18 protein-coding genes and 2 pseudogenes are annotated in these 16,033 nt (G+C 60.7%); 12 read left to right on the top strand and 8 right to left on the bottom strand.

The genetic code is table 11. The features are described from left to right. Positions 1-33 precede the first annotated feature (33 nt). On the top strand, positions 34-330 hold the full coding sequence (locus AX725_RS21765; RefSeq protein ID WP_156442105.1) for an integrase core domain-containing protein: 297 nt from the start codon (positions 34-36) through the stop codon (positions 328-330). Positions 331-346: 16 nt separating this feature from the next. Here the strand turns inward: AX725_RS21765 and AX725_RS21205 are convergent, their stop codons facing one another. From AX725_RS21205 to AX725_RS05635, 3 genes are read right to left on the bottom strand one after another with little or no spacing between them, the layout of a single operon-like run. Further along, complete coding sequence (locus AX725_RS21205; RefSeq protein WP_202184369.1) at positions 347-808, bottom strand: AarF/UbiB family protein; 462 nt, start codon at positions 806-808, stop codon at positions 347-349. Next, positions 756-1,139 carry a hypothetical protein gene (locus AX725_RS21200; protein ID WP_202184368.1) on the bottom strand — a complete coding sequence of 128 codons (384 nt, stop codon included), beginning with the start codon at positions 1,137-1,139 and terminating at the stop codon, positions 756-758. The genes AX725_RS21205 and AX725_RS21200 overlap by 53 nt, the downstream gene beginning before the upstream one ends. A gap of 5 nt (positions 1,140-1,144) precedes the next feature. Beyond that, the gene (locus AX725_RS05635) at positions 1,145-1,636 is read right to left on the bottom strand and encodes a MarR family winged helix-turn-helix transcriptional regulator (protein WP_066115233.1); all 492 of its coding nucleotides are present in this window, start codon (positions 1,634-1,636) and stop codon (positions 1,145-1,147) included. A 124-nt stretch (positions 1,637-1,760) separates the two neighbouring features. On the opposite strand from AX725_RS05635, the gene AX725_RS05630 reads away from it, so the two are divergent. The 9 genes from AX725_RS05630 to AX725_RS05590 all read left to right on the top strand — a co-directional run bounded on the left by AX725_RS05630 (position 1,761) and on the right by AX725_RS05590 (position 11,156). Then, a complete protein-coding gene (locus AX725_RS05630; RefSeq protein ID WP_066115230.1) occupies positions 1,761-2,888 on the top strand; it encodes an HlyD family secretion protein in 1,128 nt (375 codons plus the stop codon). Beyond that, on the top strand, positions 2,885-4,456 hold the full coding sequence (locus AX725_RS05625) for an MDR family MFS transporter (RefSeq protein ID WP_066115227.1): 1,572 nt from the start codon (positions 2,885-2,887) through the stop codon (positions 4,454-4,456). The genes AX725_RS05630 and AX725_RS05625 overlap by 4 nt, the downstream gene beginning before the upstream one ends. 7 nt (positions 4,457-4,463) lie before the next feature. Then, positions 4,464-5,927, top strand: a complete 1,464-nt coding sequence (locus AX725_RS05620) for an efflux transporter outer membrane subunit (protein ID WP_231733273.1) — start codon at positions 4,464-4,466, stop codon at positions 5,925-5,927. A gap of 368 nt (positions 5,928-6,295) precedes the next feature. Beyond that, positions 6,296-7,261 carry a diacylglycerol/lipid kinase family protein gene (locus tag AX725_RS05615; protein WP_066115225.1) on the top strand — a complete coding sequence of 322 codons (966 nt, stop codon included), beginning with the start codon at positions 6,296-6,298 and terminating at the stop codon, positions 7,259-7,261. Between the two features lie 119 nt (positions 7,262-7,380). Next, positions 7,381-7,611, top strand: coding sequence for a hypothetical protein (locus AX725_RS05610; protein ID WP_066115221.1), 231 nt, complete (start codon positions 7,381-7,383; stop codon positions 7,609-7,611). Positions 7,612-8,093: 482 nt separating this feature from the next. After that, entirely contained in the window at positions 8,094-8,519 is a 426-nt protein-coding gene (locus tag AX725_RS05605) for an organic hydroperoxide resistance protein (protein ID WP_066115218.1), read from the top strand. After that, positions 8,516-9,058, top strand: a complete 543-nt coding sequence (locus AX725_RS21615) for a MarR family winged helix-turn-helix transcriptional regulator (protein ID WP_082737536.1) — start codon at positions 8,516-8,518, stop codon at positions 9,056-9,058. The genes AX725_RS05605 and AX725_RS21615 overlap by 4 nt, the downstream gene beginning before the upstream one ends. Further along, positions 9,055-10,140: an aldo/keto reductase gene (locus AX725_RS05595; RefSeq protein ID WP_066115215.1), complete on the top strand. Its 1,086-nt coding sequence runs from the start codon at positions 9,055-9,057 to the stop codon at positions 10,138-10,140. The genes AX725_RS21615 and AX725_RS05595 overlap by 4 nt, the downstream gene beginning before the upstream one ends. 41 nt (positions 10,141-10,181) lie before the next feature. Further along, positions 10,182-11,156: an SDR family NAD(P)-dependent oxidoreductase gene (locus AX725_RS05590; RefSeq protein ID WP_202184367.1), complete on the top strand. Its 975-nt coding sequence runs from the start codon at positions 10,182-10,184 to the stop codon at positions 11,154-11,156. Positions 11,157-11,269: 113 nt separating this feature from the next. Here the strand turns inward: AX725_RS05590 and AX725_RS05585 are convergent, their stop codons facing one another. Genes AX725_RS05585 through AX725_RS05575 form a run of 3 tightly spaced genes read right to left on the bottom strand, consistent with a single transcriptional unit; the run spans position 11,270 to position 13,654 of the window. After that, entirely contained in the window at positions 11,270-11,917 is a 648-nt protein-coding gene (locus AX725_RS05585; RefSeq protein WP_286132053.1) for a cupin domain-containing protein, read from the bottom strand. Positions 11,918-11,927: 10 nt separating this feature from the next. Further along, positions 11,928-12,839 carry an FAD-dependent oxidoreductase gene (locus AX725_RS20415; protein WP_082737539.1) on the bottom strand — a complete coding sequence of 304 codons (912 nt, stop codon included), beginning with the start codon at positions 12,837-12,839 and terminating at the stop codon, positions 11,928-11,930. 47 nt (positions 12,840-12,886) lie between these two features. Continuing rightward, complete coding sequence (locus tag AX725_RS05575; protein ID WP_066115204.1) at positions 12,887-13,654, bottom strand: SDR family NAD(P)-dependent oxidoreductase; 768 nt, start codon at positions 13,652-13,654, stop codon at positions 12,887-12,889. Between the two features lie 100 nt (positions 13,655-13,754). Between AX725_RS05575 and AX725_RS05570 the strand changes: the two genes are divergently transcribed. After that, positions 13,755-14,270, top strand: a complete 516-nt coding sequence (locus AX725_RS05570; protein ID WP_066115267.1) for a TetR/AcrR family transcriptional regulator — start codon at positions 13,755-13,757, stop codon at positions 14,268-14,270. Positions 14,271-14,717: 447 nt separating this feature from the next. Here the strand turns inward: AX725_RS05570 and AX725_RS21760 are convergent. Next, positions 14,718-15,006: pseudogene (locus tag AX725_RS21760) on the bottom strand (IS701 family transposase); the annotation flags it as partial. A gap of 29 nt (positions 15,007-15,035) precedes the next feature. Then, positions 15,036-15,260, bottom strand: a complete 225-nt coding sequence (locus AX725_RS20410) for a transposase (protein ID WP_082737535.1) — start codon at positions 15,258-15,260, stop codon at positions 15,036-15,038. A gap of 54 nt (positions 15,261-15,314) precedes the next feature. On the opposite strand from AX725_RS20410, the pseudogene AX725_RS20405 reads away from it, so the two are divergent. Then, positions 15,315-15,754 (top strand): annotated as a pseudogene (locus AX725_RS20405) (transposase); the annotation flags it as partial. Positions 15,755-16,033 lie beyond the last annotated feature (279 nt).

Below are 16,033 nucleotides of genomic sequence, written 5' to 3'. Positions count from 1 at the left end.
TCAACAACGGAATCGGACTGTTGATAAGTGTCAATGATCGCTCGTGATGGTTCTGTGGGCCTTCCCTCTCGTTGTGATCGTGGCGTTCGCTTTGCCGCCCATGGGGCTTTGCGCTCTGCTAAACCCCCAGAAAATGCGCCCGTCGAGGGCTCAAGGGCAAGTACTTATGGCAAGCTAGAGGCCTGGCGTAGGCACTACAGCGAAGAGCGACCGCACAGCATGATCGGGAATATCCCCCCGATCATGCTGGCAAACTCAGCCGGTGAAACCAGTCCACTGGACCTGAGCAAGGCGGAAAACTCCAGGCCCGAGTGGTCCAAGGTTGGGTAGCAGTGCTCAACAACCGTCAGGCTTTAACCGCAGCTGGGGGAAAGCTGGGGGTCACGTCACCCCGCCCATGACAGCAGGACGTCGGCAACATCGCCCGTTTCCTCTGCGGCGATTGCAAGCACGAGGCGGACGATTTGATCGCGCCGACCCTTGGTGAGAGTTCCGATCGATCCGAAATCGAGAATCCGACATCGCGTTCGCCAATCAGGAATACATTGCCGGGATGCGGATCGCCGTGGAATTCACCGTTCAGGATGATCATGCGCAAGACAGCGTTGGCAAAGCTTTTAGCAAAGGCCGCTACCCGCGGATCGTCTGAGACGGCGCCGAGCGAAGAAGCCGGTCTGCCGTAAAGGCGTTCCTGAACGTTGACCCGCAACCCGGTCAGTTCCCAGTGAATCGTCGGCGTCTTGACGCCGATCGTCTCAAGAAATGCGCCGATCCGTTCGCAAGCGCGTGATTCTGCGGCCAGATCCATCTCCCAGGCGAGATTGCGGCCGAAGGTTTGTAAGAACTTTGCCGGCCGCTAGCGGGCGATCTCCGGCGACCGTGTCTGCAATCCAATGCTTTGCAAAAAGATCACTGCGAGTAGCGAGAAGCTGACCAAGTTTGATACCAACCGGCCCGATATCTCGAAGAAAGGCGACCACAGCGGCCGGACGAAATTCACGCGGATCAATGATGGCGTTCGAAGATGGCGTAAATCCTAGAGCGGCAGCGAGGTTCTTCGCCGCGTACTTTACAAGAATTTGGCCGATTTCCGCAGCGCGGGTGATCGTCCCGATAGGTTTTTCCGGCAGCACGGACATGCACTTTATTCCGTGTTCGTCCGGTGCTGTTCGAGATTAACCGATATTCGGGCAAGAATCTGCTGCAAGGCGCGTTTTTCGTCAGCTGTTACGCCGCGCCAAAGCAGATCGTGAAGTCGATCTGCCGAACCTCGGAGGGCGGGAAGTAGATCGTCGATTTCCTCTGTGAGAATCAGATCCCAGGCGCGCCGATCCTTTTCAGTTCTGACTCTCTCCATCAATCCTTTTGCGCAAAGATCCGCCACCGCATGGCCGATTGTCGCCGCCTCGAGCTCGAGTTTTTTTGCTATCTCAGTCTGGGTCAAGCTTGGATCACGTAGGAGCTGTCCGATGATCCTCCACTGTGTTTGATTGAGGCCGATCCGGGCGACCCGCGCATCGTACATCCGTCGGGCGCCCCGACTGATCTCGTCCATAAGATAAATGAGCTCGTCGTCATCAGTGATGACCTCCCGCCTCATTTGGGCCCGCGATATTAGGTCTGAAACTTCATCCATATGCGTGTCTAGCTCGGTCGGCGCAGATGCCCAAACGATAATTGATAAGACACTTTACTAAATTGCTCCCGCGCTTTACGGCGAGCTGCGCTGCCCGATTCCCTTCGATTGCTGAAAGAGTCAGATGACCGATACCTCCATCGAACCGGAGCAGGAAAACGCGCAATCGCCAGACCCGCGAGGGCGCCAACGGCTACGCGTGGTGCTATTCATCGTTGGTCTTTCACTACTGCTTAGCGGGGGGGGATGGTATTACCGGCATGTTATTTATGGGCAGTACATGCAATCGACCGACAACGCCTATGTCGCTGCTGACAGCGTCGTTGTCTCTTCCAAAATCGCAGGATACGTGGAAGAGGTCTTCGCAAGGGAAAACGAGCACGTCGCTCGCGGCGCAGCCCTCGTACAATTGGATTTACGCGATTATCAGGCGCAGGCGCAGCAAGCGAGCGCACAGATTGCCGCGACACTCGCCGGCGCCGACACAGTCCGGTCTCAGGTAAATGAACAAGATGCGGCAATCCGCCAGGCGCGAGCCCAGCTTGCGGTGGCCCGTGTGGCGGTAGACCTGGCGAGCGACCAAGTGGCCCGCTATAAACCTTTGGCGATCACCGGAGCCGAACCGCAGGAGAAGCTCGACCAGTATGAAGCGCAGGCGCGGCAGGCGCGCGCCCAACTCGCCGCAGCGCAGGCAGCTGTTTATGCAGCGACGGCTCGCCGGGCGACTCTGTTCGAACAGATTGGCCAGACAGAGGCACAGGCGGACGCTGCTCGTGCCCAGCTGAAGACGGCCGACCTTACAGTCGAATCAACGTTACTGCGCGCCAGCAAGGCCGGCCGCGTCGGCGATCTCTCGGTGAGGGTGGGCCAGTTTGTTCAACCGGGCCAGCGATTGATGACGGTGGTGCCAGTGACCGCGATATATGTCACTGCCAACTTCAAGGAGACGCAGGTCGGTTTGATTCGACCGGGCCAGAACGTCAGGCTTGAGGTTGATGCCTTACCCGACCTTGAAATCGCGGGTCGGGTGGACAGCATATCCCCGGGAACAGGAGCAGAATTTTCTATCCTCCCGCCTGAAAATGCGACCGGCAACTTCACCAAGATTGTTCAACGTATTCCGGTCCGTATTGCTATCGAAGCCCCCCCTGAGGTGCGGCGTCTGCTCGTTCCAGGCATGTCGGTAGTTGCGACAGTCGACACCCGGAATGCGGCAGGTGAGCTGGAAGAGATCTCGAGCCGGACGAAATGACCGAAGCACCGGTAGCCCCTGGTACTCCTCGAGGTCCGGCCTCGGGCCGTCAGAACGCGGATGCCACCGCCTGGGTTGCTGTGGCCGCAGGGGCTCTCGGGGCTATGCTGGCGACGCTGGACATCTCGATCGTCAATTCTGCTCTGCCTGTCATCCAAGGAGAGATCGGTGCCACAGGCGCCGAAGGGACTTGGATTGCTACCTCATTTCTCGTTGCCGAAATTGTCGTCATCCCGCTGAGCGCCTGGCTCGAGCGTCTGTTCGGTTTGCGAACCCTTCTCATCATCGCGGTCAGCGCGTTCACCGCCTTTTCGGTTCTTTGCGGGATTGCCACCGACCTTGCGACGATGATCATCGGCCGCACGGGCCAAGGTTTCATGGGGGGAGTGCTCATTCCCACAGCTATGACCATCGTGGCCAAAAGACTGCCACCACATCAGCAGCCGATCGGGATGGCCCTGTTCGGCATGACCGTGATCCTCGGGCCCGTGATGGGCCCACTGATAGGTGGGTGGTTGACCGAGAATCTGAGCTGGCACTACGCCTTCTTCGTCAACGTGCCCGTTTGCGGCCTGCTGCTGCTCTTGCTATTCGTTGGCCTTACCCACGAAAAGCCGAAGTGGGAATATCTTACAGACGCGGATTGGGCAGGCATTCTTGGGCTCATCCTGGGGCTTGGCGGTTTGACAGTTGTCCTTGAGGAGGGCCACCGTGAGGAATGGTTTGAATCTTCTCTCATTCGTTGGCTCACAGTGATCACCGTCGTGGGTTTCGCGTCGCTTATTTACGGACAGATAAAATCACGCAAACCGGTTTTGAAACTCCAACTCCTGTTCAATCGACAGTTCGCCAGCGTTGCGATCATGGCACTCGCTCTGGGCATGGTGATGTATGGTTCGACCTACGTCATCCCGCAGTTCCTCGCGATCATTTCTGACTACAACGCGCTTCAGACCGGGCTGGTCATATTCTGGATGGGCGTCCCGGCATTTTTGTTGATGCCTGTGCTTCCCTTGATGATCCGAAAGATCGACATCCGCATCGCCGTTGGCGCCGGCATGTTGCTGATGGCGGTCAGCTGCTTTGTCAGCACTAGCCTTACGGCCGAGTCCGGTGGAGCCGTTTTCACGGAAAGCCAGCTCCTGCGCGGGGTCGGCATGATTTTGTCGATGATGTTCCTGAACCAGGCCACGGTGGCTTCGGTTGCCAAGGAGGATGCAGGGGACGCATCGGGTATTTTCAACGCGGCCCGCAATCTCGGTGGCTCTTTCGCTCTTTCCGCTCTGGCATCGTTCCAGGACCAGCGGATCTGGCATCACAGCCGACGGATGGAAGAGAACCTTAACGCGAACAGCGTTTCGCTGCAGGGTTATCTCGACGGGATGGCACAAAACTTCGGCGGCATGGAGGCGGCTATGGCGACCCTGAGCCGCACCCTCCAACGCGAGGCGTTCATTATGACCTACAATGATGTGTTCCTGGTGATGGGGGTTCTGACCCTCGCAACGGTTCCGTTGGTTCTCTTCCTGAGGCCGCTTCCAAGAAATTTCTCCCTTTCGATGCACTGAGCCCAACATGATGCGCCATTCGATACCATTGCTTCTCGCCATTGCTCTGCTGGCAGGTTGCACGGCCGGGCCGGACTATTCAGGACCACCGGCAATCCTTTCGGCGGATACCGGCCTTCGTTTCGTCCGCGCCGGCGACAATGAGGGCGTGTCGGGCCCGGTTCTTGCCGAATGGTGGGTGTTGCTCGACGATCCAGAACTGACACGGTTGATCAAGGCTGCATTGGCCGCGAACCCTTCACTTCGGGCAGCGCAAGAGCGCATAGCGCAGGCCCGGGCATCGGTCAGGCAGGATCGGGCAGGGAGAATGCCGACGCTCGGGACCCAGGCTACCACCTTCCAAGGACGTCTTCCCGGTCTCGACATCCAAGGCCGCCCCGCTTCCTCTTCAGGGCAAACGGATGCGAATGCAGAAGGTGACGACGCCCTCAGCTTTTACAATGTGGGTCTCAATGCCAATTGGGAACTGGAGTTCGCGGGCGGCTCCCGACTGCGCATCGAAGCCAGCAATGCGCAGGCTGCAGCTGCGGTGGCCACTGCGGAGGACGCGAAGGTTCAATTAACCGCCGAGGTTGCCAACAATTATGTCAACTTGCGGGAGGCCCAGTTCCGCGCCGAACAATACCAGGCGCAGATCAAGTTGCAGGAAGAAATCCTTGCACTGACCTATCAGCGGTATCAGCAGGGCGCGCTGCCGCTTTTCCCGGTGGGCAACGCAAACGCCGAGCTCGAGGTGCTCAAATCGCAGTTCGCCGAGGCGGAGGCTGATCAAGCCGTCCTGATCGACGCGCTTACCATCCTGTCAGGCCGGATTCCGGGATCGGCGGCCGAAGAACTCACGACGCCGCGCGATATTCCCTTGCCACCGGAGCAGGTTGATGTCGGCGATCCGGCGAGTCTCATTGAGCGACGACCCGACATCAGGGCGGCTGAGCGGAATCTCGCCGCTGCAACTGCACGGATCGGCGTGGCCGAAGCGGCAAGGTTCCCGAAGCTGTCCTTCATGGGAATTTTGGGCCTCGGCGGATCCTCACCCGACGACATCTTTGATGTTGGCGATCCTTCGTCATTGGCAATTCCCCGCTTGGAATGGAACTTTCTCGATTTTGGAAGGGTTGAGGCTTCTGTGGATCGAGCCAGTGCAGTCCGCAATGAGGCTGTCGCCAACTATCGGCAAACCGTTCTTTCGGCTCTGCAGGATGCCGAGCGAGCACTTGCCCGTTTTGGGCAGCAGCGGGTTGCACTGGCAGCGCGCGCGCAGATCAAGCTGCAGGCCGATAGCGCGGCCGATCTGAGTCGCCAGCGCTTTACGGCCGGAGCGATCTCAAAGTCTGATCTCAATCGTGCGCTGCGCGACCAGCAGCAGGCTTCCTCAGATCTCGTCCAGGCTAAAGGCGCTCTTACCATCGCGTGGATTGCGCTGCAGAAGTCACTCGGCCTTGGCTGGCAAGAACCAATTCAGCAGCAGTAATTCTTCGAAACTTTTGACAAAATTCGCATCGCATTGGAAGTTTCTTTTAGGGTTCGACGCAATCAAGCGGGGCCAATCAAATAACATGGTCAAACCTCCTATCAATGATGCCCAGAAATGGGCGTTCGCTAACGCCTCGAGTTCTATAAGGCTGGTATCCAGCTATGTTCGAAAAGTCGGAAATTGATCGTGCACTACGGCGCAATGCGACGCGGTTCCGGCCATTGGTGCGGAGGTTTAAGGGGCGCTTTATCATCAAGATCGCGGAACAGAGAACTTTCCGCCATTTATGGGACATGCATGGTAACGTCTGCCTTTGAGCTCATACAGGTGCTCTGCATTGCCTCGCCGCATGATCACATGAGCGCATGAGGCGGCTGCGAAATCCGGGCGAAGCCCCTGCAGTCGGCGTGATCTACAATCCGCGCAGCCACCGCAATATCCGTGGCTACTTCGACTTTAGCTTGTGTCCGAATGTCCTTACAGCCCAGCCTGACTCCCTCGCGCAACTTACGACGGCTATGTCTGAGTTCGCTGAGAAGGCAATCAACCTCCTTGTGATATGCGGTGGCGACGGTACGGTTCGTGATGTGCTTACTTGCGGGCTGGAAATCTTCGGTGACGATTGGCCGGCCATCGCGGTGCTCCCAAGGGGCAAGACCAACGCACTCAGCGTTGATCTTGCCATTCCACGCAATTGGGGTCTGCAGGATGCATTAGCCGCGCTTGATCACGGCAAGCGAGTTTATCGTTGCCCCATGAAGGTCACGGCCGTCAGCGAGCCGGGCAAGTACGTCGCCGGTTTCATCCTCGGCGCCGGAGCCTTCACCAAGGCAACCCACGCCGGGCAGAGAGCGCACAAACTGGGTGCCTTCGGAAGCATTGTGGTTGGGGTAACTGGCATGTGGACGCTGATGCAGTTCATGTTTGCTACGCGTGGGAATGCATGGCGCCGAGGGGCGCGGATGCTCATCGGGCTCGGCAATACAGATGAACCAATGGGCTATAGCGGAAAATGGGACCCGTCGATGCGCCAGCTGCTCTTCGCTTCCACGCTCGAGCGATTTCCGGCCGGGATGAGGCCGTTTGGCGCGCTTAAGACTGGGTTGAAGCTGGTCATAGTAGACCAAATTTCGCGCAGAGCCGCCCTGATGATACCCATTGTGCTGATGAGCAAGCTCAAATTCAGGCTCCGCCAGCGCGGGATTCACCAACTCCTGACAACGCAATTCAGCCTTTCCATAGACGATGAGGTCATCCTTGATGGGGAGGCCTTTCCATCGGATGATTACCGTATCGAGGAAGGGCCGGAGCTCGCCTTCATAGTCCCATGATGGCCGTCTAGTGATCGGGGTACGGGCAGCGTCTGCCTTACCCAGTTGGCTATACTCCTCCTGAGGCGGCAGGCACGCAATGGTGGGCCATCATCACCTATGCCAAGTGGGTCTGCCGGGTGAAGAAGGTTCATCGCCTGCTGCTCCAGCGCCATAGCGGAAAGGCGGACCAGCGTCGCCACGACGGGCGTGTCGCGGTTGATACCCGCAACACCCGTTGGTGCTCTGACGGGTTCGAGATCGGGTGCCACGGCGGCGAGAAGGCGCAGGTCGCCTTCTTCCTCGAATGCTGCGATCGCGGGGCGATGGGCTTCGCTGCCACCACGGCTGAGAGTCCCCGGCTGGCATAACCGCCGAGGACCCGCAGGATCTCGTGACCGTCACTGTCGCGAACCGCTTCGGTCGGGTACGGTGATGGGCTCAACATTGAATAGCTGAACGATAATATCAGCTGCTAAACCGGCAGGAAGAGCCGCTCGTTCGCCTGCGAGATCAACCTCTGACCGCTCGCCACTCCTATCGACAGCCCTCAATCCAACGGCTTGGCCGAGGCGTTCGTGCACACCATGCCCCCTGCTTTGCCAAAAACCACAACGCCAGAGCGGCGAACAACCGACTGCCCGGCTGTTTTCCCCACTGCAACACCGTCCATCCGCATAGTGGCCAAGTGTCTCGCCTAAGCTGCATAAAAGCTTTCCGTTCACGCTCTCGCTCTCCCCGCCAGACCGGTCCACCATAAATTTCGTCGGTAGATCGGGCGCTTCTCGACCCGTCTTGACTAAATCATATCGCTAGCCATATGAACAGCATGGCATCAGCGCAGGTGGGTACGATGAACGCTCTATATTCGACAGTCGTCACGGCAATTGGCGGTCGTAGTGGCACGGTCAAAAGCGATGATGGGCTGCTGGAAATTAGGCTTGCGATGCCGAACGGCCTTGGGGGCAAGGGCGGCGCGACCAATCCAGAGCAGCTTTTCGCGGCCGGATATGCTGCCTGTTTCGGCAATGCGGTGATCCATGTCACCCGCAACAAGGACCGCGCGATCAAGGACGAGGATGTCGAGGTCGCGGCCACCGTCGGCCTTACGCCAAACGGCAGCGGCGGCTTTGCACTGGTGGTCGCTCTGAACGTCATACTGACCGGCGTAGATCAGGCGACCGCCGAGGCGATCGTCGAGCAGGCGCATCAGGTCTGCCCCTATTCTAATGCGACCCGTGGCAATATCGATGTCGCGTTGAGCGTGAAGACGCGATGAACGACGCCCCGCACGCAGCCGAAACCGAAGACCGGCTTCGCCTCGACCGCCAGATCTGCTTTCCGCTCTACGCGGCCACGAACCTGATCCAGCGGCTGTATCGGCCTCTGCTGTCTCCGCTTGGGCTAACCTATTCGCAGTATCTTGTGCTGCTCGTGCTGTGGGAGCGTGGCCACGCCACGGTGGGCGAATTGCGCGAGTGCCTGCATCTGGATGCTGGCACCATCACACCGCTGCTCAAGCGGATGGAGCGGGACGGGCTGGTGACCCGCAGCCGGGACCGGCAGGACGAGCGTCGGGTGATCGTGGCATTGACCCCGAGCGCAGCCGCGCTGCACGAGGAGGCGCGGCAGATCCCCGATGGGATGGCCGCCCGGATCGGTGTGGATGACGCGCAGGGCGCAGAACTGCACGACCTCACCACATCGCTTGTCGCGCGACTGCAAACCGCCCTTGGGCAAAGAAGTGATGGGCAGGTGATCGCGCAGCGGAGTGCGCGGCGCGAAAAGATCAACCCTACAAGACGAGGTATCTCATGACCAACCAAACCCTCCCCCGATTTTCCGCCGACAACGGCCTGCGATTCAGGACGCTAGGCGATTCTGGCCTGTTCGTCTCGGAACTCTGCCTTGGGACCATGACCTTTGGCGGCGACAAGGACATCTGGGGGCTGATCGGCCAGGTGCAACAGGACGAGGCCGATGAGCTGATGACTATCGCGCTGGAGGCCGGTATCAACTTCATCGACACCGCCAACATCTATGGCCACGGCGGCAGCGAACGCATCGTCGGCCAGTCCCTGCACAATCTCGGTGTCCGCCGCGAGGATGTGGTGCTGGCGACCAAGGTGCTCGGTCCCATGCGGGACGGCCCCAACGCCCGCGGCGCATCGCGTGGCCACATCCTCAGCGAATGCAAGGCCAGCCTGGAGCGGCTTCAGACGGATTATATCGACCTCTATCAGATCCACGGCTTCGACCCGGCCACGCCGATCGAGGAGACGCTTGAAGCCCTAAATACCCTGGTTCAGCACGGCCATGTACGATATGTTGGCCTGTCCAACTGGGCGGCCTGGCAGGTGATGAAGGCCATCGGCATCGCCCGGGCGCGCAACCTGTGCCCGATCCTGTCCCTGCAGGCATACTATACCCTTGTCGGTCGCGACCTAGAACGCGAGATCATCCCGTTGCTGCAATCGGAAAAGGTCGGGCTGATGGTGTGGAGTCCGCTGGCCGGCGGTTACCTGTCGGGAAAATACGAAGCGCCCGACGCATCCGAGGAAAATCGGCGCGCCAAGTTCGATTTTCCGCCCGTTGATCGCTCGCGGGGTGCCGCCGCGATCGCACGTTTGCGCGACATCGCGGCCGGTAAGCAGATCGACGGTGAGCCTGTCAGCGTCGCACAGATCGCCCTTGCCTGGCTGTTGCACCAGAAGGCCGTGACCAGCGTCATCATCGGTGCCAGGCGCGCCGATCAGCTGAGGGACAACATCCGCGCCGCCCAACTCCACCTGTCCGCTGACGAATTGGCCACCCTCGACGAATGCAGCCGTCTGCCCGAGGAATATCCCGGCTGGATGATGCAGATGATGGCGCAATACCGAGACCACCGGGCGGACTGACGCCTATCGCCAACCCGCGGGGACGGCATCACCTATCTACCTTGCGGGGCAGTACACATCCCTCTTTCCAGACCGGGGCGATCGCCCCGATCCCTCATCAGGAGACACAGATGTCATCGCTTGATACCCAGAACCTCGCCCTGCGGGTTCACCACGACCGATACCCGGCGATCGATCCGCGCACCACGCTGAAGGACACGGCTGCGGGCAAGGTTGTCTTCATAGCCGGAGCATCGCGCGGAATCGGCCAAGCCACTGCCGTCGCCTTTGCCGAGGCGGGCGCACGGGCCATCCATCTTGCCGCAAGATCGAGGGATGCGTTGGAAGAGACGCGCGCGAACGTTACGCAGGTCAATCCGGATACCGCGTGCACGATACATGTCTGCGACGTAACCGATGCCGCTCAAGTCGCGGAGGCGGTCGATGATTGCGCCGCGCAACACGGCGCCATCGATGTGGCAGATGCCAATGCGGGCTATCTGGGGCCTTGGGTGAGGCTTGCCGAGACCGATCCGGACGGATGGTGGCGCACCTTTGAAGTCAATGTGAGAGGGGCCTATCACGTGGCCCGATATGCGATCCCCCATCTCGCACAGAGCGCGAAACGCCATGGGGCGCAAGGTTCGAGCGGGGGTCACCTGATCCTTCTGTCGTCGGTCGGGGCACAGATGCTTGTGCGGGGGGCGTCCGACTATCAGACATCGAAGCATGCGATCAATCGGCTTTGCGAGTTCATCCAGACCGATCATGGCGCGGACGGTGTCAAGTGCTTTGCCATCCATCCCGGAGGCGTCGCCACCGATCTGGGCAAAGCCATGCCCGAGGCCATGCACGCCTACCTGAGTGACTCTCCGGAACTTGCAGCCAGTTTCGCCGTCTGGCTGTGCTCGGGCGCAGCTGACTGGGCGGCGGGGCGTTACCTCAGCGCCAATTGGGACGTTGAAGCGCTGCTCGGCATGAAATCGGCGATCCTGGACCGCGATCTGCTGGTCAACCGTCTGCGCGCCGAGATCTGACCGCCAATCCGCAAAGCGCCGCGCGGGTGACCGCGCGTGGCTCCCGTTCAGCCGGTGCCGTCAACGCGGACTTTGAAAGCGTCGAGGCCACTGCCGGCCCCCGGCGCACGTCCTTATGTCGGCATCGGCAGAATTTCGGGGTGCCGCAGTTGCCCCTCCTTGATCCAGACCTGCGCGGCGGCGGGACAGACCGACGCCGACAGCGCCCGACCGGCGGGCAGGCGCGCCCAACTCAGCGCCGTGCACGGTTCGCCGTCGATGTGCAGCTCGCCCGAGACGACTAACAGTTCGAGACCTTGCGGATTCTCGACCATGATCTCGGCCCCGGCGGACCACTCCTCGAACCAGACCCGTTCTGCGGCGTCCTGAAACAGCAGACGCGCCGCAGAGGCCCCGGGGCGCGGCGGCAGGGCCTGCCCCTCGCCGGGTCGACAGACGATTTGCGCATGGTCGCCACGGCGATGCTGCCAGAGGCGGACGAAGATCGTACAGCCTTCCGCAGCGGCGGGACTGTGCGCCGTGCCGGGCGGGTTGCGGAAATATGATCCAGCCGGATAGTTGGCATGCTCGTCCTGAAAGACGCCCTCGAGTACCAGGATTTCCTCACCCCCGTCATGGGCATGTTGGGGAAAGGCGCTGCCGGACGCATAGCGCACGATGGAGGTCGCCCGCGCGACTTCACCACCTTCGCGGTAGAGCATCCGGCGATCGACCCCAGCGGCGGGGCTCGGTGTCCAGTCGAGGCGGGCGGCGTGGACGATGACGGGCTCATCAAGATCGGCGTTCAGGCGCAGGGCGCATTCCTCTGGCTTGTGGGTGGTCGAGCCGCGCGACGAGCGCGGTGGTTCCGCGCAGGGCGGCTTCGTGCGCACCAGCGAGATAGCCCGGAAAATCGATACTGGTCTCGGATCCGATGAGGTCGAGCCGCCCGGTCCAATCCCCTTCGATCCATGGAAGGCGCACGGGGGTGGGGTGCGTGCCGTCAGCCAGATCTAAGGGCGTGGCGGTCAACGGATCGGCGGCCCACTCCTTGTAATGGGTGGCGGCGGGCTCGGCCGCGGCGGCGCCGAAGAGCATCCCCAACTGCCGCAACGCGGCGGCGATCAGCGCGGCTTGTCCGGCGCGCGCCCTCTCCTGCGCAGAAACGCCGACGAAGCCGAACAGGGCCGAGCTACCTTTGGCCGTGTTGGCGTCGTGGATCTCGACCAGAGGACCGACCTGACTGAGCGCCGCGCCGGACAAGCCGGCTGCGCGCCAGAACGGCCGGTCATAGACTGCTACGACCTTGGCGTGCGGCGCCATCCATGTCGGCGTGCCGCGCCAGAGGTTGAGGACGGCTGGCGGCAGGAGCGGCTCGAACGCAATGCTGCTGGCGGCAAGGCGCGGGGGCAGGGCCAGCAGGACATGGGACGCAAGAAGGTCGTGCCCACCGTCGATCTTCACTGTTACGCCATTTTGGCAAAGGATGAGGGCGGTGGCGCGCGCGTTCAGCAGAACGCTGTGATCGGGCAAGTCGGCGGCCAGCCGCGTTGCTAGGTCCGGCATGCCGTGCACCGCCAGGATGCGCCCGCCGAGACGCGCGCGGGCCTCGATCAACTGAAAGGCGACACCGGCGCGGCCCAGCGCGCGCGCTGCGGTTATGCCTGCCAGCCCACCGCCAATTATCAGAACCGGCTGGATCATCTCTTCCTCCTGCGATTGTGGGGAGGCAGGTGGCCGCCCCTAGCGGGTCACGGACGACCAGCTGTCACGCCGCCATCGACCGGCAGGACCGCGCCGGTGATCCACGACGCCTCTTCCGAGGCGAGGAAGAGTATCGCGTCGGCCACGTCGCGGGGTTGGCCGTTGCGGCCGATCGGATGGAAGGCGTTAAAGCCCGGCAAGACTTCGGCAACTTGAGCATCCGACATGAAGGTGTTGTAAACTGGCGTCTCTACCACGGCCGGCGCGACTGCGTTGATGCGGATCCCATAAGGCGCGAGTTCGATGGCGAGGTTGCGGACCATCGCATGCACCCCTGCATTCGCAGCTGAATAAGCGGCGGAGGGCGTGGCACCGACAGCCTGGATCGCCCACATCGACCCTGTCTGTACTATCGCGCCGCCTTTGTCGCTCATCGCCCGGGCAGCGGCCTGCGCCGTGAAGAACTTGCCCTTCAAAATTGTATCGAGGAACCAGTCGTATTCCGCCTCGGTCAGATCGAGGAAGGGCTTGGGATTGAAGACGCCCGCATTATTCACCAGCACATCCAGCTTGCCGAAGCGCGACATCGCCAGATCGATCAGTGCCGCCCCGGTGGCGGGGTCGGCAATGTCTCCCGCCAAGACGCCGACCCGGGCGCCGCTGGGATCGATCTCTCGCGCGACTGCCTCCAGCTTTGCCAGGTCGCGGCCGCCGAGTACGACCGACGCGCCGTCGGCTGCGAAGCGCGCGGCCGCCTCCTTGCCGATGCCAGATCCGCCGCCTGTGATTGCCACAATTTTACCCTCGAAGCGCATCGTGATTCTCCGTCTATCTATGCATAGGTAGGCAATCATGAACGTTGCGCTATGGCTTTGCAAGATCTATCTATCGAGTGATAGAATATTCGGAGCCGCCATGAACGAAACCGCCCAAGCCATCATGGACGCCGCCGAAGCACGCATCCGAAGCGGCGGGTACATGGGCTTCAGCTTCCGAGATCTGGCGGCGGATGTCGGCGTGAAAAGCGCCAGCGTTCACTATCATTTCCCGACAAAGGAGCTGCTCGCCGCCGCAGTGGCGCGGCGCTACCGGGAACGCTTCTTGGCCGAAGTCGATCGCGACATAGCCGCAGGCGGCGACCTGGTGGCCGCATGGAAAGCGGGATTTCTGCGCGCTATCGACTCGGACGGCGGGATGTGCCTGTGCGGCGTGCTCGGTGCTGCGGCAGGCATTTTACCGCACGTGGTGCGGAGCGAGGCGCGCGAATTCTTCGAGGCCGGTCTTGCGCAGATGAGGGCGAATGGGCTTTCGTCGGTGCGCGCTTTGCAGGTTCTCGCCGTCCTTGAAGGCGCGATTCTAATCGCCGTCGCCCTCAACAGCCCCGCCGCTTTCGAGGACGCCACAGGTGTTCTAGATGCGACGCGGGGCTGACCGCCGCATTCGGCCATGTCCCGCCGACGGTAACGGCCTATGACTGCTCAATATAGGCACCATGACGGAATTCATGAGCGCGGCGGGCGGTCGGGTTCGGAGAAGTTATCAGGCCGTGTCCACGATAAGCGCCTTCCCCAAATGGTCGGGCAGAGCATTAGGTTTATCGAGCGCGGTCTCGTTAAAGAGCGGTTTGCTGGTGCATTCCGACGAGATAAAGCTGATCTATGGCCTATCATGGGAGAGATGGAAGCATTCCCTGGGGGAGGGGCCGGAGCATTGGCAGAGCGGCACGCGAGACATAACGCTATTTTGGCAGATATTGCGGATTATGCTTGGCGACTTTCTGCAGCAGTGCGGGCATGTTGGCGGCGGAGGCTGATTGAGCTGAAACAGGAGCACCTGTCTGATGGCTGGCAGGTTCGGCTGCGGCGCAGGGTTTGGGCTTCTTTTCCGACCCGCTGCTCTTAAGCGACGGGCTTGCTGGAAGGCAAAAGCGATCATGCTCATGAGTGCACGTCGATGAAGGCCTTGGCATGTTCGTCCCTCGAGGTGATCTAGGCCAAGATCATCCTTGATCTGTTTATGAGCCTGTTCTTAGACCCAGCGGGCTCCGATAGCGTCGGACAGCTTCTTGAGCGGAGGTGTCGGCTGGCAGGGTGCTCAGGCAGTATTTTCGCTCCCCGGTGGAACCATGCTTGCCGACCAGCCAGACTTCATCGCCGGCAAGAGGCTGTTACTGGGGCGACATTCAAGGTTTGGCAGCTAGCATTTTTGCCGAAATACCAAGGCATACCGCAGCGCCACGCCGACAGAGGCATGGTCTTTCTTGGGCAAAGCCGTGCCGTCAATGATCAGCCAAGCGTCTTCGCCACCTACCAGCGCATCAGGCTGTCTTGAGAGCTTCTCCTCCAGTGCCCCCGTCCCACAGGGCACCGCCGATAAATGGTGCAGCAAATCATATCTAATCCCCGGCCAGCGCATCGCCATCGGCTGTAAGCTTTTGCGCTCGCCGGGACCATACCATCAAGATAGGCTGGGCACACCCGTCCATCTGCACCCAAGGATCAGCGCCGCACATCGGTGTGGATCTTTGGAGCAATCTGCCCGGCAGAAGGCAAGGCCGGCGGGGTGGTCATGCCCTATTGCAACAGTGAGGCCATGAGCCTGCACCTCGCGGAGATATCCCGCCACGTCGTCCCTGGGGCACACGCTGTCATCACCCTCGATCAGGCCGGGTGCCACGGCTCGGCCGCGCTCGTGGGGCAGTCCAACATCACGCTCATGTCGCTGCCGCCGCGCTGCCCCGAGCTCAATCCGGTCGAGAGCCTGTGGCAGTTCATGCGCGACAACTGGCTGTCGAACAGGGACTTTTATCCTACTACGACATCGTCGACCACTGCTGCTTCGCCCAGAACAGCCTCACCAATGAGCCCTGGAGCATCATGTCCATCGGAATGCGACAGTCGGCACATAGGTTGTGATCAATGCGTGTTCGTGTAACAGCCACACAAAAAGCGCAAGCCACTCCGCAAAGTCGTCCTGCCAAGTATCCGCTACCGCCAGCCTTCACGCGCTTGCCACATTGAACCATAACAAACGACCCTTGGAAGTCCAAAAAAGCACTTCTGCCAAAGTAATTCTAGGTGACGAACTCAATTCGACTTGGCTTGGTTCTCGTTGTCCCAAAGAGCCAGAACGGACCGCAACGCGGTTACGAATGACAGTGGCTGGTCGAGCATCAGGTGGTGGCGGGCTTCAGG

The organism is Blastomonas sp. CCH9-A1, from assembly GCF_001557175.1.
In the GTDB taxonomy this organism is placed as follows: domain Bacteria; phylum Pseudomonadota; class Alphaproteobacteria; order Sphingomonadales; family Sphingomonadaceae; genus Blastomonas; species Blastomonas delafieldii_A.
Note: the sequence above shows the minus strand (reverse complement) of the source record. Positions and strands in the feature narration are given on the sequence as shown.